General features: G+C 65.0%; 12 protein-coding genes and 1 pseudogene. 3 read left to right on the forward strand and 10 right to left on the reverse strand.

Features of this window, described 5'->3' with window-relative positions; all coding sequences use genetic code 11:
- The first annotated feature begins 249 nt into the window (after positions 1–249).
- The gene (gene rpoH / locus P0D87_RS29260; RefSeq protein ID WP_006048050.1) at positions 250–1,185 is read left to right on the forward strand and encodes an RNA polymerase sigma factor RpoH; all 936 of its coding nucleotides are present in this window, start codon (positions 250–252) and stop codon (positions 1,183–1,185) included.
- A 127-nt stretch (positions 1,186–1,312) separates the two neighbouring features.
- On the opposite strand, the gene nagE is transcribed toward rpoH, so the two are convergent.
- The 5 genes from nagE to P0D87_RS29285 all read right to left on the reverse strand — a co-directional run bounded on the left by nagE (position 1,313) and on the right by P0D87_RS29285 (position 8,661).
- Positions 1,313–3,088 (reverse strand): N-acetylglucosamine-specific PTS transporter subunit IIBC, encoded by a 1,776-nt coding sequence (gene nagE, locus P0D87_RS29265; RefSeq protein WP_408637096.1) that lies wholly within the window; start codon positions 3,086–3,088, stop codon positions 1,313–1,315.
- Between the two features lie 73 nt (positions 3,089–3,161).
- Entirely contained in the window at positions 3,162–5,726 is a 2,565-nt protein-coding gene (gene ptsP / locus P0D87_RS29270) for a phosphoenolpyruvate--protein phosphotransferase (RefSeq protein WP_053857469.1), read from the reverse strand.
- A 38-nt stretch (positions 5,727–5,764) separates the two neighbouring features.
- Entirely contained in the window at positions 5,765–6,772 is a 1,008-nt protein-coding gene (locus P0D87_RS29275; protein WP_053857468.1) for an SIS domain-containing protein, read from the reverse strand.
- On the reverse strand, positions 6,765–7,868 hold the full coding sequence (gene nagA, locus P0D87_RS29280) for an N-acetylglucosamine-6-phosphate deacetylase (RefSeq protein ID WP_006048054.1): 1,104 nt from the start codon (positions 7,866–7,868) through the stop codon (positions 6,765–6,767). The genes P0D87_RS29275 and nagA overlap by 8 nt, the downstream gene beginning before the upstream one ends.
- A gap of 58 nt (positions 7,869–7,926) precedes the next feature.
- Positions 7,927–8,661 carry a GntR family transcriptional regulator gene (locus P0D87_RS29285; RefSeq protein ID WP_408637097.1) on the reverse strand — a complete coding sequence of 245 codons (735 nt, stop codon included), beginning with the start codon at positions 8,659–8,661 and terminating at the stop codon, positions 7,927–7,929.
- 365 nt (positions 8,662–9,026) lie between these two features.
- On the opposite strand from P0D87_RS29285, the gene P0D87_RS29290 reads away from it, so the two are divergent.
- On the forward strand, positions 9,027–9,953 hold the full coding sequence (locus P0D87_RS29290; RefSeq protein WP_006048056.1) for a helix-turn-helix domain-containing GNAT family N-acetyltransferase: 927 nt from the start codon (positions 9,027–9,029) through the stop codon (positions 9,951–9,953).
- A gap of 6 nt (positions 9,954–9,959) precedes the next feature.
- Here P0D87_RS29290 and P0D87_RS29295 read toward each other — a convergent pair whose 3' ends face one another.
- Positions 9,960–10,772: a MetQ/NlpA family ABC transporter substrate-binding protein gene (locus P0D87_RS29295; RefSeq protein WP_006048057.1), complete on the reverse strand. Its 813-nt coding sequence runs from the start codon at positions 10,770–10,772 to the stop codon at positions 9,960–9,962.
- A gap of 286 nt (positions 10,773–11,058) precedes the next feature.
- Here P0D87_RS29295 and P0D87_RS29300 point away from each other — a divergent pair, with 286 nt between their 5' ends.
- The gene (locus P0D87_RS29300; RefSeq protein ID WP_053857467.1) at positions 11,059–11,349 is read left to right on the forward strand and encodes a YciI family protein; all 291 of its coding nucleotides are present in this window, start codon (positions 11,059–11,061) and stop codon (positions 11,347–11,349) included.
- A 54-nt stretch (positions 11,350–11,403) separates the two neighbouring features.
- On the opposite strand, the gene P0D87_RS29305 is transcribed toward P0D87_RS29300, so the two are convergent.
- The 4 genes and pseudogenes from P0D87_RS29305 to P0D87_RS29320 form a co-directional block, all read right to left on the reverse strand.
- On the reverse strand, positions 11,404–12,021 hold the full coding sequence (locus P0D87_RS29305) for an SCO family protein (protein ID WP_029969672.1): 618 nt from the start codon (positions 12,019–12,021) through the stop codon (positions 11,404–11,406).
- Between the two features lie 5 nt (positions 12,022–12,026).
- Positions 12,027–12,932, reverse strand: a complete 906-nt coding sequence (gene cyoE / locus P0D87_RS29310) for a heme o synthase (RefSeq protein ID WP_006048060.1) — start codon at positions 12,930–12,932, stop codon at positions 12,027–12,029.
- A gap of 6 nt (positions 12,933–12,938) precedes the next feature.
- Positions 12,939–14,048, reverse strand: coding sequence for a COX15/CtaA family protein (locus tag P0D87_RS29315; RefSeq protein ID WP_053857466.1), 1,110 nt, complete (start codon positions 14,046–14,048; stop codon positions 12,939–12,941).
- A gap of 22 nt (positions 14,049–14,070) precedes the next feature.
- Positions 14,071–14,517: pseudogene (locus P0D87_RS29320) on the reverse strand (SCO family protein); the annotation flags it as partial.
- Positions 14,518–14,655: the final 138 nt, after the last annotated feature.

The raw sequence follows: 14,655 nt of genomic DNA on the forward strand, positions 1-14,655 counted from the left end.
GTTAAAAAGTGAAAAAATCGGTCGAAAGTGATAAATGAAGGCGCTTTGTCAGGTAATTAATACGTCTCTGCATTGCGCTTTGAAGGGGCGTATCATGGCTATTGAAGCTTTGATGTCGATAGGAATTTACGGAACTTGGAAGCCCCTACGGCCTCTAAGTATTAGCACTCGGAAAACGAGAGTGCTAACATCCAACGCTGGAGTCGTTACCTGAACAAGCTTTTGCCTGATTCCAAAGGAGTTTTCCACGTGAGCCATGCATTGACCCTTCCGAGTACTCTGAGCCCGTCGTCGGCTAAGGCCGCTCCGGCAGGTGCGCTGGCGCTCTCGCATTCCTCCCTGCTGCCCGGTCAACTGGGCAACATCGACGCCTACATCCAGGCCGTAAATCGGATTCCGATGCTGACGCCGGCAGAAGAACGCCAGTTCGCCACAGAATTCCGCGAGCACGACAACCTCGAGGCCGCGCGCCGGCTCGTGCTGTCGCACCTGCGGCTGGTCGTTTCGATCGCGCGCAACTATCTCGGCTACGGGCTGCCGCACGCCGACCTGATCCAGGAAGGCAACATCGGCCTGATGAAGGCCGTGAAGCGCTTCGATCCCGAGCAGAACGTGCGTCTGGTGTCGTACGCGATGCACTGGATCAAGGCCGAGATCCACGAATACATTCTGCGCAACTGGCGCATGGTGAAGGTCGCCACGACCAAGGCGCAGCGCAAGCTGTTCTTCAATCTGCGCAGCCACAAGCAGGGCCTGGGCTCGTTCACGCCGGACGAGATCGAAGGTCTCGCCAAGGAGCTGAACGTCAAGCGCGAAGAAGTAGCCGAAATGGAAACGCGCCTGTCGGGCGGCGACATCGCGCTGGAAGGCCAGGTTGAAGACGGCGAAGAGTCGTACGCGCCCATCGCGTATCTCGCCGACTCGCACAGCGAGCCGACCGCCGTGCTGGCCTCGCGTCAGCGCGACAAGCTGCAGAGCGACGGTATCGCGACGGCACTGGAGGCACTCGATGCCCGCAGCCGCCGCATCATCGAAGCCCGCTGGCTGAAGGTGCAGGACGATGGTTCGGGCGGCTCGACGCTGCACGAACTGGCGGACGAGTTCGGCGTGTCGGCGGAACGTATTCGCCAGATCGAAGCCAGCGCGATGAAGAAGATGCGCGGCGCGCTGACCGAGTACGCGTAACGTTCGTTTCGAATAAACGCTGTAAGTGAAAAACCCTGCCGTCTCACGACGGCAGGGTTTTTTTATACGCGCTGTGATCTCTCAGCGCGAAGAGAGCGGCGGCAGCCTGGCTGCCGCCTTCATCCAATCACGCAGGCAGAGGCGCCGCGCCGCCGCTCGCCGGCATGCGGGTTGCCAGCGTTTCGGCGTAACGCCGCGCAGCATCGCCGACGACGATATGGAACGTGTCCGCCGACACCCACGCGGTATCGAGCGTGGCGAGACGCTGACGATCCACCGCCGACGGATCGCGCACGACGATACGCAGACGCGTCGCCGCGACGGCATCGAGCGACACCACATTGCCCGCGCCGCCAAACACCGCAAGCCAGCGCAACGGATCGGGATCGAGCGGACCGTTCGCCGCGCCACTTGCAACGGCCGCGGGAGCCGAAGCAGCAGGAGCCACCACAGCAGCCGGCTTTGCCGCAACCGCGTCACCGCCGCCCTGCCCGATCACCGTACGAATTTCATCGGCGATGATGTCCGCTTCCGGTCCGATGATTACCTGCACGTTCGTCGCGCCGCGCTTGAGCACGCCGCGCGCGCCGATCGTCTTCAGTTCGCTCTCGGAGACCTTGTTCGAATCGGCGACGGACAGACGCAGACGCGTCGTGCACGCATCCACCACCGACAGATTCGCCGCACCGCCCAACGCCGCGATATAGCGCTGCGCACGCGGCACGGCCGCGCCGGCAGCCGGCGAAACGAAGCCGCCAGCCGTGAACGATTCGACCTGCTCGTCGGCCGCGGCCGGTTCGCGGCCCGGCGTCGCCATGTTGAACTTGCGGATGAAGAAGCGGAACAGCCCGTAGTACACCACCGAATACGCGATACCGACCGGAATCGCCAGCCAGCCCTTGGTGGACAGGCCGTAGTTCAGCACGTAGTCGATGGCGCCCGCGGAGAACGTGAAGCCGAGGTGAATGCCGAGCGCCGAGCAGATCGCGAGCGCGAGACCCGTCAGCAACGCGTGGATCACGTACAGCACCGGCGCGAGGAACATGAAGCTGAATTCGATCGGCTCGGTCACGCCCGTGAGGAACGACGTCAGCGCCATCGAGAACAGCAAGCCGCCCACGACTGCGCGGCGTTCCTTCGGTGCTTCATGGAACATCGCGAGACACGCGGCCGGCAGGCCGAACATCATCACCGGGAAGAAGCCCGTCATGAACGTTCCGGCAGTCGGGTCGCCCGCGAAGAAGCGATGCAGGTCGCCCGTCACCGCCGCGCCGCCCGGCGGCGTGAAGCTGCCGAACACGAACCACGTCAGCGAATTCAGAATATGATGCAAACCCGTCACGAGCAGCAGCCGGTTCAGCACGCCGAACACGAATGCGCCGAGCGCGCCCGCCGTGGTCAGCCAATGGCCGGCCGTATCGATCACGCCCTGCACCGGCTGCCACACGTAGCCGAACACAATGCCGAGCGCGAGACAGACCACGCCCGTGACAATCGGCACGAAGCGCTTCCCTCCGAAGAACGCGAGGTAATCCGGCAGCTTGATGTTTTTGTACCGGTTGTACAGCAGTCCCGCGACGACGCCCGCCACGATCCCCGACAACACGCCCATGTTGAGCTTGTCGTTGATGTCCTTCATCACCGCGACTTCGATCAGGTAACCGATCGCGCCCGCGAGACCCGCGACGCCGTTGTTGTCCTTCGCAAAGCCAACGGCCACGCCGATCGCAAACAGCAGCGGCAGGTTATCGAAGATCGCGCCGCCGGCGTCGGCGATCATCTTGATGTTGAACACATCGGGCTGGCCGAGGCGCAGCAGCAGGCCGGCAACCGGCAGCACCGCGATAGGCAGCATCAGCGCGCGTCCCAGGCGCTGTATCTTCAGAAACGGATTCCCATCCATTGATTACCTCCAATCCTTGTCTCGTTGTCGACGGACGTCGTTGAGTTATGTAGCGATGCAAGCCGTGCGGAGTTCAGTCCAACGGCCAGGTTTCGCGGCTGACTGCTCTTACCGCCTGCGCCGATTCGAGCGCCAGTGCATCCTGGGCGCGCTGGCGGCACAGTTGATAATCGAGGTTGCGCACACGCGCCTTGATGCCCGGCACCGACACCGGGTCCACCGAAAGCTCGGTCACGCCGAGGCCGACAAGCAGCGGCATCGCAAGCGGATCGCCCGCAAGCGCGCCGCACACGCCGACCCATTTGCCATGCTTGTTCGCGCCCTGCACCGTGGCCGCGATCAGACGCAGCACAGCCGGATGCAGACCGTCGGCCTGCGCGGCCAGATCGGCCTGACAGCGATCCATCGCGAGCGTGTATTGCGTGAGGTCGTTGGTGCCGATCGACAGGAAGTCCGCGTGTTGCGCGAGCTGATCGGCGAGCAGCGCCGCCGACGGCACTTCGACCATCACGCCCACTTCGATCGGCTCGGTGCGGCCAAGCTCGCGAGCGAATTCGTCGATACGTTTGCGGATGCGGATCAGTTCGCCGACGTCGGTCACCATCGGCAGAAGAATGCGCACGGCGCCGAACGGCTTGACCGCGAGCAGGCCGCGCAACTGATCGTCGAGCAGGTCGGGGCGCACCTGCGCGAGGCGAATGCCGCGCAAGCCGAGCGCCGGGTTCGGCTCCGGCGGCAGCGTGAGGTAATCCACTTCCTTGTCGGCGCCCACGTCGAGCGTGCGGATGATCGCGGTTCGCCCGCCGAGTGCGTCGGCAATGCCCTGATAACTCTGCCGATGCTCGTCCGTGGTCGGCGCCGCGGCGCGGTGAATGAACAGCAGCTCGGTGCGCAACAGGCCAACCGAGTCGGCGCCGTTTTCCACAGCCGTCTTTGCGTCGTCGAGCGTGGCGATGTTCGCGGCCACTTCGATCGCGCGGCCATCGGCTGTCACTGCCGCTTGCTGCGACATGCGGCGGTTCGCTTCGCGCACTCCCGCGAGACGATTGCGCTCGAGGCGCGCGCGCTCGACATCGAGCTCAGTCGGCGCAAACTCGAGACGGCCATTCGTCGCGTTCACCACGACCTGCGCGCCCTCGGGAATCGCATGCAGCGCGTCGCCGACGGCGACCATCGCCGGAATGCCCGCCTGGCGCGCGAGAATGGCCGCGTGCGAAGTTGCGCCGCCGCGCGCCATCACGAGCGCCGTGACGCGCGAGCGATCCAATGTGGACAGATCGGATGGCGTGAATTCGTCGGCGGCGAGCACGGCTTCATCCGGCAACGTGCGCGCGGCCGCGTTCGTATAACCGAGCGCGCGCAGCACGCGCTTTTCGATGTCGCGCAGATCGGCAGCGCGTTCGGCGAGCAACGCGTCTTCGACATTGTTCAGGATGCCTATCTGTGCCCGAATTGCTTCGCGCCATGCGAAGCCCGCGCTCTTGCCGAGGCTGATCAGATCGCGCGCGGCGTCGAGCAGCGTCGGATCTTCGAGCAGCACGCGATGCACCGCGAAAATGCCCGCCTCGCCGACCGCGCCGCGTTGCGACGCGTCGCGCACTGTCGTGCCGAGATCGGCGTCGACGGTCGCGATCGCCTTGTCGAGCAGGCGGCTTTCCGCAGCGGACGTGCCGCTCGCCTGTTCCGGCGGATCGAGGTCCGCGTCGTCCCAGCGCACCAGCTTGCCGACCGCGACGCCCGGCGACGCGCACACGCCCGCGAGCGTATTCGGCGCGAGCGCTTCGCCGGCGACGGGCGCCGCCGTTTGCGGCGCCGGCGAACTTTGCCGCGCCGGCTTCTCTTCCACTTCGCCGTGGGCCTCGCGCGTCAGTTCGTGAGCGATTGCGTCGACTGCGGCTTTAGCTTGCGGGCCGACGCCGAGCAGTTCGACCGTCGCACCCTGGCCCGCGCCGAGCCCAAGCAGACCAACCACGCTTTCGATCGCCGCCTTGCGTCCTTCATAACGCACTTCGACGCGCGCATCGAACGCACGCGCCGCTTCGCGGGCGCGCGCCGCCGGCCGTGCATGCAGGCCGCCCGCGTGGACCAGCGTGATCTGCGCACGCGCTTCCTCGGTCACGCCGGTTGCGCTCAACTGACGCGACGCCGCAGCCGCCGCGCCGTCGCGGGCACGCAGCAGCAACAGCGGCGTTTCGCCCGCCTTCAGCATTCCGCCCTGCGCGCGCTCGACAATTTCGAACGCATCGGAATTGGCGATGGCGATCACCGAGACGAGGCTCGGCGCACGCAGCGCCACCTGATCCTGATCGAACTCGATCAGCACATCGCCGGCACGCACCTTGGCGCCTTGCTCGACCATCGGCGCAAAGCCCTTGCCGTTCAGCTCGACCGTGTCGATGCCGATATGCAGCAGAATCTCGGCGCCTTCCGCGGTCGCCAGCGTCACCGCGTGACCAGTGCGCGCGAGATGCGTGACGGTTGCGTCGCACGGTGCGACGAGCCGGCCCTCGAGCGGATCGACGCCGATGCCGTCGCCGAACATGCCGCCCGAAAACACCGGATCGGGCACGTTCGCGAGCGGCACAACCGGACCGGTCATCGGCGCGAGCAAAACAATATGGCCTTCAGAATGGCTCATTAAACGGGACTCCTCGACACGTCGCATCTGATTTCTCGTCAGTGAGTTTCGGTGACTTTGTTGAGATGGCGCGGCGCATCGGGATTGCGCCCGCGCGCGGCCGCAAGGCCGGCGGCCATCACGTAAAAGGACAGGATTGCAGCGATCGGATCGAGCGCCGCGTGAGCGGTGGTGGCAAGCGGCAGCGTGGCTTCAGGCACGTCGGACGGCGCGGCCAGCAGCACGCGTGCGCCGCGCGCCTGCATATCGCGCGCGAGTTGCAGCAGGCCTGCCTGCTCCGGTCCGCGCGGCGCGAATACGAGGAGCGGATAGTCCCGGTCGATCAGTTCCATCGGACCGTGACGCACTTCCGCGCTCGAGAACGCTTCGGCCTGAATGCCGGAGGTTTCCTTCAGCTTCAACGCGGCTTCCTGCGCGATCGCGAGACCCAGACCACGGCCGATCACGATCATGCGTTCGATGCCGCGCAGTTCGTCCACGGCCTTCGACCAGTCGAGCTTGCCCGCGTCTTGCAGCGCATCCGGCAGCGTGTTCAGCGCGCCGAGCAGCGCCGCGTCGTTCTGCCAGTGCGCGACCAGTTGCGCGGAGATCGACAGCATCGCGATATAGCTTTTGGTCGCCGCGACGCTCAACTCGGGACCGGCGACGAGCGGCAGATGCCATTCGCAGGCATCAGCGAGCGGCGACTCGGGCGCGTTCACGGCGGCAACGGTCAACGCGCCGGCTGCGCGCAGCGCCTGCATCGTACCGACGAGATCGGGACTCTTGCCCGATTGCGAAAACGCGAGTGCAAGCTGATCGCGCACCTGAAGCGGCGCCTGCTGCAGCGTCGCGACCGACATCGGCAGCGAGGCAACCGGCACGCCAAGGCGGCTCATGGTTAGCGATGCGAAGTAACTCGCCGCGTGATCCGAACTGCCGCGTGCGACCGTGAGCGCGACATGGCGCAGCTTTTCTGCGAGCCGCGCGGCCAGCGCCTCGACGCGCGAGGTGTCCGTGAGTTGCGCGGCGACCGTTTCAGCGGACGCCAGCGCCTCTTTAAGCATATTCGACAATTGCTTCTCCTTCGACGTAAGTCGCGCTCAACGCCAGTTCACGATCGAACACGACGACGTCGGCCCACGCGCCGCGCGCGATACGGCCACGGTCTTCGATGCCGAGATAGTCGGCGGCGTAGCGCGACAAACGGTTTGATACATCGGCGATCGGCAGACCGATCGACACCAGATTGCGCAGCGCCTGATCCATCGTCAGGGTGCTGCCGGCAAGCGTACCGTCGGCGAGACGCACGCCGCCGAGACACTTCGTCACGTGTTGGCTGCCGAGGCGATATTCGCCGTCGGGCATGCCGGTCGCCGACGTGCTGTCCGTGACCACGTAGAGGCGCGGGATCGCGCGCAACGCGGCGCGGATCGCGCCCGGATGGACGTGCAGCAGGTCGGGAATGATTTCGGCGAATTCGGCGTGCGCGAGCGCGGCGCCGACGAGGCCAGGATTGCGGTGATGCAGCGGCGACATCGCGTTGAACAGATGCGTGAAGCCGCACGCGCCGTGCTTGAGCGCGGCGACGGCGTCGTCATAAGTGCCGAGCGAATGGCCGAGCTGCACGCGCACGCCGCGCGCCGCCATCGCCGAGATGATGTCCATGTGCCCGGCAATCTCCGGCGCGAGCGTCACCACGCGGATCGGCGCAATGGACAGGTACTTCAGCACCTCGTCCATCACGGCGGAGACGGCCGCGTCGGGCTGCGCGCCGAGCTTGCCGGGGTTGATGTACGGCCCTTCCAGATGTACGCCGAGCACGCGCGCGCAGCCCGGCGTGCGCACACGCGCGACGTCGCCGAGACCGGCGACCACGCTCATCAGCTCGTCGCGCGGCGCGGTCATCGTGGTGGCGAGCAGGCTCGTCGTGCCGTAGCGCGCATGCGTGCGGGTGATGGTCTGGATCGCGTCGCCGGCTTCCATCACGTCCGCTCCGCCGCCGCCGTGCACATGCAGGTCGATGAAGCCAGGCAGGATGTACGGCGCATCGTTCGTCGCCGGATCGACGCGCTCGCCGGTGAGCGCGGTGATGCGGCCGTTTTCGAATTCGAGCGTGCCGTGAATCCACCCTTCGGTGGTGAGTATGTTTCCGGTCAGCATGAGTCTCTCTTGCAAGGCGTGATACGGGGCATGGCTGAACTGCTCGGCGGCGCCGCGCTTAGGTCCGCAGTTCAGCGACGAAGTCGTAGTAGTCGTCGCGGCAATAGGTGTCGGTCAATTCGATTGCGCGCTGGTCGGCGCTGTAACCGATACGGGTAATGACCAGCAGCGCCGAGCGCGGTTCGATGTCCATGAGTGAAGCGATCTCGCTCGAAGCGTTGACCGCGCGAAAGTGCTGCAACGCGCGCACGACTGCCGCGCCGCGTTGCTCGAGATAGCTGTAAAGCGAGACGCCGATGGCGAGCGGGTCGGGAACGATTGCAACGGGCAGCGCCGAATGTTCGACCGCCATCACGATGCCGTCGGCGCGGCGCAAGCGACGCAGGCTGGCGACCGCGGCGCCCGGCGACAAGCCCAGGTGCACCAGCTCCTCGCGATTGGCGGCGGGAATATCGCGCTCGAGCCAGACGGAGTCGGGACGAAAGCCGCGCTGCTGCATCTTCTTCGTGAAACCGGTGAGCCTGGACAGCGGGTCTTCGACGCGTGGCGTGATGAAGCTGCCCGCACCACGCGCCCGCCGGATCAGACCTTGCTCGACCAGCAGTTCGATTGCCTTGCGCGCGGTGATGCGCGACACGCCGATTGCGTCCGACAGCGTGCGCTCCGAAGGCAGCGCCTCGCCCGCGGACCACACGCCGCAGTGGATCGCCGTCGCCAGATTGCGCGCGAGCTGCAAGTACAGCGGCGTGACGTTGCGAGCGTCAGGCATGAGTGCGGACCAGCGAGTTTCCATGGCGCTCCGGCGGCCTTCGACCAGGTTCGGCCTGCAAAAATGAGAGCCCATTATATAACCAACATAATACCAGTCAATGGACTGGTTATAAGCCGGTACGTTCTGGCGCGAAGCCTTGCCGCATAAGCGTTTGGCGGTGGTCAATGCGCGCTCGCGGCCGCTTTCCACACCCCAGGAGTTACCCGTATTCGAGTCGTTTGGGACGCGCAAGTGACCAGTTGCAGACCAATTGCGCGGGCACGCGCGCCGCAGCTTCATACCGCCTTGATACCAGTCGATTCCCGCCTGCCGGACACGCGGCTTTGTTAATGAGGGCGCGTTCCAATATAGTGATAGCGAACGCATAAAAATCCGGAGATCAGCATTTGACCGATTCCGAGGCGCTGCGGCGGGCTCAGGCAGTCCGCCGCTTCAATCGCTTTTACACGCGGCTTATCGGCGCTCTGCACGAGCATCTGGCTCACAGCACTTTCTCGCTGACCGAGGTGCGCGTCCTGCACGAGCTGTCGCGCGGGCGCGAGCAAACCGCGTCGGTGCTTGGCCGCGCGCTTGGACTGGACAGCGGTTATCTGAGCCGTCTGCTGACCAATTTCGAACGACGCAATCTCATCACGCGACGGCCGTCCGAGACCGACGCGCGTCAGTCGCTGATCGCGTTGACGGATAACGGCCACGCTGCCTACGCGCCGCTCGACGCTGCCGCGAGCCAGGAAGTGCTCGACCTGCTGGGCCGGCTCACCGCGGGCTCGCAGGAGCAGTTGATTGCCGCGATGAACATCGTCGAAAGGCTGCTTGGCGACAAGCCTCGGCCGGACACGGCGGAACTGCGCGCGCCGCGCCCCGGCGAATGCGGGTGGCTCGTGCATCGGCAGGCGCAGTGGTTCGCCGCGCAATACGGTTGGGACGAATCGTTCGAGGGACTGCTCGCGCGCGTGGTCGCCGACTACACGCAGCGCAACGATACGGTTCGCGAACGGTGCATCGTCGCCGATCAGCACGGCATGGTGGCGGGTGCGGTGTGCGTCGTCGCGGTGTCGACGACGGTAGCGGGCCTGCGGCTCTTGTGGGTCGAACCGGATTTGCAGCGCCTCGGCATCGGCACGCGGTTGATCGCCGAAGCGACGCGCTTCGCGCGGCGCGCCGGCTATACGAGATTGACGCTGACCACGGCCAGCGCTTTGGAGGAACCGCGGCGCCTGTGCAAGCGCGCCGGTTTCGAACTGGTCAGCGCGGCGCCGGAGCGCCGTTTCGGCAAGGACCTGATCGTCGAGCGCTGGGAGCTCGGGTTATAGGCCGCGTCAGAACGACGGCACCACCGAACCCTTGAACTGCGTCTTGATGAACTGGCGCACGTCTTCCGATTGATACGCGGCAACCAGCTTCTTCACCCACGGCTTGTCCTTGTCCTGCGTGCGCACGGCGATCAGGTTCGCGTACGGGCTGTGAACGTCCTCGAGCGCGATCGCGTCCTTGGTCGGCTGCAGGCCCGCGGCCAGCGCGAAGTTGGTGTTGATCGCGGCCGCGTCGACATCGGCGAGCGAGCGCGGCAATTGCGCGGCATCCAGTTCGACCAGCTTGATCTTCTTCGGATTCTCCGCGACGTCGAGCGCCGTCGCGTTATTGCCGTTCGTGCCCGCGCCGGCCTTCAGCTTGATCACGCCTTGCGCTTGCAAAAGCAGCAGCGCGCGGTTCTCGTTCGACGGGTCGTTCGGCACCGCGACCTTCGCGCCTTGCTGCAAGTCCTTCACCGACTTCAGCTTCTTCGAATAGATGCCGAGCGGCGAGATATACGTGAGACCCGCGCTGACGATCTTGTAGCCGCGCTGCTTGATCTGGCTGTCGAGATACGGCTGATGCTGGAAGCTGTTGGCGTCGAGATCGCCGGCGTCGAGCGCGGCGTTCGGCTGCACGTAGTCGTTGAATTCGACTACCTTCACGTTCAGCCCTTCACGCTTGGCGACCTTGGTGACGACTTCCCAGATCTGCGCATCGGGGCCGCTGATCGTGCCGACCTTGATGGCTTTGTCGTCGGCGTGCGCGCCGAAGCTGGCGACGATCGCCGCGCCGGCGACTACCGCGGAGAGGGCTTTGATGATAATTCTGCGCTGCATGTCATTCTCTCTGTTTCTGGTCGAATCCATTTGCAAGGGACTCGGGTGATAGCCGAAGACAGACGCTGACGATACGCGCGTCACCGCGCAATGAAGGGCGTCGCCGGCTGGACCGTAAATCGTCTCATATGCGCTGCAAGATGGGAAATACCGCAATCGCATATGAGTATGCAGCGCGCGACTCGCGGTTCACGGTTCGCGGCGAAAGGTCACGCCGTGACGGATAATCTGGAACGTTGCCGCGAGTGTGCGCGGCATGTTCATCTGCGTGTGAGGACGCCTATCCATGTATGTCATCAACCTGATCTACACCGCTTCGCTCGAAAGGATCGACGACGCGCTCGACGCGCATCGCGCCTTTCTCGCGGAGCAATTCGAAGCAGGCGTGTTCGTGGCTGCGGGGCCGAAAGTGCCGCGCGACGGCGGGATCATTCTGGCGGTGCGCATCGAGCGCGAGAAGCTGGATGCCATCCTTGCGACCGATCCGTTCGCCGTGCAGAAGCTCGCGCGTTATGAGGTGACGGAGTTCAAGACCACGCGGCTCGCGCCGGGATTGAATCTGCCGATGCCGGCTTGAGGTTGTCGCGGGTTGGTGTGGTTGCTACGTGCTTTTGACCTGGGTTTCGCTGCATCAATCCAGCAGCAGCTTGATGTCGTGCACCCAGGGCGCGGCGCCCTGGCCGTCGCGCGCGAAGAGGCGCAGCTTGCCGTCGGTGTCGAACACATAGCTCGCCGCGGTATGGTCCATCGTGTAGCTGTCGGGCGTCTTGCCCGGCACCTTCGCGTAGTAGACGCGGAAGTCTTTCGTCACCTTCTTGACCTGCGCGTCGTCGGCGGGACGCAGACCGACGAAGCTCGGATTGAACGCCGGCACGTATTGCCCGAGCAACGCGGCAGTGTCGCGCTCGGGATCGACGGTGACGAACAGCACCTGCACGCGCTTGGCATCGTCGGGACCGAGTTGCTGCAGCGCTTGCGAGAGCTCGGCCATCGTGGTCGGACAAACGTCCGGGCAATGCGTATAGCCGAAGAACAGCACGACCACCTTGCCCTTGTAATCCGCCATCGTGCGAATCTTGCCGGACGTGTCGGGCAGCGAGAAGTTGCTGCCGAATTGCGTGTTGCCGGTAATGTCGAGATTCTGGAATGCCGGCTGCTCTTTGCCGCAGCCGGCGACAAACAACGCGCCGCCGAGCGCGCAGGCGATCACAGCAGCACGCGCGGCGCGCGCGAAGCGGATATTGAGCATGGGTATTACACGCCGATCAGGACGCGCACATAGTGGTCGACCAGCAGCGCGGCGAACAGCAGCGACAGATAGACGATCGAATAACGGAAGGTTCGGCGCGCCAGATCGTCCGAATACTCGAGGTAGATCTTCCACGCGTAGGCGAGAAACAGCGCGCCGAGCAGCACGGCCGCGGCAAGGTACACCACGCCGCTCATGCCGGAGATGAACGGCATCATCGTGACGGCGAACAGGATCACCGTGTAAAGCAGAATGTGCAGCCGCGTGTACTTCTCGCCGTGAGTGTTCGGCAGCATCGGCAGGCCGGCATTTTCGTAATCTTTGCGGCGATACAGCGCGAGCGCCCAGAAGTGCGGCGGCGTCCACACGAAAATGATCAGCACGAGAATCCACGCGTCGCCGGGTACATGGCCGGTGACCGCAGCCCAGCCGAGCGCGGGCGGCATGGCGCCCGACGCGCCGCCGATCACGATGTTCTGCGGCGTGGCAGGCTTCAGCAGCAGCGTATAGATGACCGCATAGCCGACGAAAGTGGCAACCGTGAGCCACATGGTGAGCGGATTGGCGAACGTGTAGAGCGTCCACATGCCGAGGCCGCCGAGCACGGCCGAGAACAGCAGGATCTGCGAGGTGGTGATTTCGCCGCGCGCCGACGGGCGCCATGACGTGCGCCGCATCTTCGCGTCGATCTTCTGTTCGACGAGGCAATTGATCGCGAACGCCGCGCCGGCCAGCAGCCAGATGCCGACCGTGCCGCCGATCAGGACGGGCCACGGCACCATGCCCGGCGTCGACAGAAACATGCCGATGACGGCGCAGAACACCGCGAGTTGCGTGACGCGCGGCTTGGTGAGCGCGATGTACTGCGACATCCTGCTGCCGGGCGTTTGGGGAAGTGTTGTGCTGTCCATGTGGAGTCACGCTGGCGCGGCATCGTGCGCGGGCAATACGGCACGGCCGGGACGGCTATAAGCGATTCGAAAGTTTAGCATAACGAGCAGGAGCAGCAGGACCGCCGCGCCGCCGTTATGAGCTACCGCGATAGGCAGAGGCCATTGTAGGACGATGTTCGACAATCCCGTGATGAACTGGATCAACACCACCAGCAATACGCCGTTCGCCGGACGCCGCAGCGACTCGAAGCGGCGCAGCTTGAGCGCAAACCACACGAGGTAGGCAATCACCACGAACGCAAACGTGCGATGCGTCCAATGGATTGCCACGAGCGCCTCCTGCGTGATCATGTCGCCGTCGCCCGTCATGCCGAGCGCACGCCACAGATGGAAGCCGTGAGCGAAGTCCATCGGCGGAAGCCATTGGCCGTTGCAGGTCGGGAAATCGGTGCAGGCGAGCACCGCATAGTTCGTGCTGACCCAGCCGCCCAACGCGATCTGCACGATCAGCAACGCGAGACCCGCGAGCGCCGCGGTGCGCCAGCGCGCGGCTTCGGGCTCGTAAGCGGGCAGCGGCGTTTGCCGCGCGGCGAGCCAGCCGAGCATGCCGAGCAACGCGAGGCCGAGCAGCAGATGCGTCGTCACGATGACCGGCTGCAGCTTCAGCGTAACCGTCCACGCGCCGAACGCGCCTTGCACGAGGATCAGCAGCAGCAGCGACGTCGGCCACCACGGCGACACATGCAGCGGACGGCGCTTGATGCGCGCGACCCACGCGATGACCGTCTGCGCGACGATCAGCACGCCGATGGCCATTGCAAAGTAACGATGGATCATCTCGATCCAGGCCTTCGTCATGCTGACGGGGCCGGTCGGCATCGCCTGATGCGCGGCCGTGATGGCCGCGTGCGCGATAAACGGCGACGACGTGCCGTAGCAGCCCGGCCAGTCCGGACAGCCGAGCCCGGAATCGGTGAGACGCGTGAAGCCGCCGAACATCACGAGGTCGAGCGTGAGGAACGTGGTGAGCCAGACGAGCTTGCGGAATTTGTTGTCGTCGGCTTTGACCCACACGTAGGACAGCGGCAACAACGCGATACACAAACCGATCAGGCCCAATTGCAATACGAACATCTTGATTACCCTGGTTGCGGCATCAGCCGATGCGGGACCACTTGAGCAGCTTGGTCAGGTCGCCCTTGATCTTGCTCGGGTCGGGATCTTTCGGGAAACGCATCATCAGATTGCCGTTCGGATCGACCATATAGAGGTGGTCGGTCACTCGAGTGCCCTTGTCGACGGGCAGCCATGCCGACACTTGCGCCGGATCGGCAATCAGCATGTTGGTGTCGGGATACGCTTTTTGTATCACGTCAGCGACGTTGCCTGCATCCGTGCGCAGCCACACTTCTACTACACGCTCGCGTTCCGGGCCCTGTGCCGCGCGGATTTGCCGCATGAAGTACAGCTTCGTGACGCAGGCTTTGTCGCAGGCGCTGTTGTCGACGGATACCAGCAGCCAGTGGCCGCGCAGCGTGGCGAGCTTGAGCGGCTTGCCGTCTTCGCCGGTCACGACGAGCGACTCGGGAATCGGCCGTTGGGGGGGGGGGCGCGGGGCCGGGGGGGGGGGGACCCCCCCCCGGGGGGGGGCCGGGGTTAAATATATAGAGGATGGGGGGGGGGGCCCCCCCCCCCCGGGGCGCGCCCCCCCCCCAACCGCGCCGGGGGTTTGGGGGGGGGG

It is taken from the genome of Paraburkholderia sp. RL17-368-BIF-A (assembly GCF_046054045.1).
Lineage (GTDB): Bacteria > Pseudomonadota > Gammaproteobacteria > Burkholderiales > Burkholderiaceae > Paraburkholderia > Paraburkholderia graminis.

Excerpts from the sequence above, each read along its gene's own strand:
- nagE (WP_408637096.1), bottom strand. The coding sequence starts at position 3,088 with ATGGATGGGAATCCGTTTCTGAAGATACAGCGCCTGGGACGCGCGCTG.
- P0D87_RS29285 (WP_408637097.1), bottom strand. The coding sequence starts at position 8,661 with ATGGAAACTCGCTGGTCCGCACTCATGCCTGACGCTCGCAACGTCACG.
- P0D87_RS29295 (WP_006048057.1), bottom strand. The coding sequence starts at position 10,772 with ATGCAGCGCAGAATTATCATCAAAGCCCTCTCCGCGGTAGTCGCCGGC.
- ptsP (WP_053857469.1), bottom strand. The coding sequence starts at position 5,726 with ATGAGCCATTCTGAAGGCCATATTGTTTTGCTCGCGCCGATGACCGGT.
- P0D87_RS29315 (WP_053857466.1), bottom strand. The coding sequence starts at position 14,048 with ATGTTCGTATTGCAATTGGGCCTGATCGGTTTGTGTATCGCGTTGTTG.
- P0D87_RS29275 (WP_053857468.1), bottom strand. The coding sequence starts at position 6,772 with ATGCTTAAAGAGGCGCTGGCGTCCGCTGAAACGGTCGCCGCGCAACTC.
- P0D87_RS29305 (WP_029969672.1), bottom strand. The coding sequence starts at position 12,021 with ATGCTCAATATCCGCTTCGCGCGCGCCGCGCGTGCTGCTGTGATCGCC.
- nagA (WP_006048054.1), bottom strand. The coding sequence starts at position 7,868 with ATGCTGACCGGAAACATACTCACCACCGAAGGGTGGATTCACGGCACG.
- P0D87_RS29300 (WP_053857467.1), top strand. The coding sequence starts at position 11,059 with ATGTATGTCATCAACCTGATCTACACCGCTTCGCTCGAAAGGATCGAC.
- cyoE (WP_006048060.1), bottom strand. The coding sequence starts at position 12,932 with ATGGACAGCACAACACTTCCCCAAACGCCCGGCAGCAGGATGTCGCAG.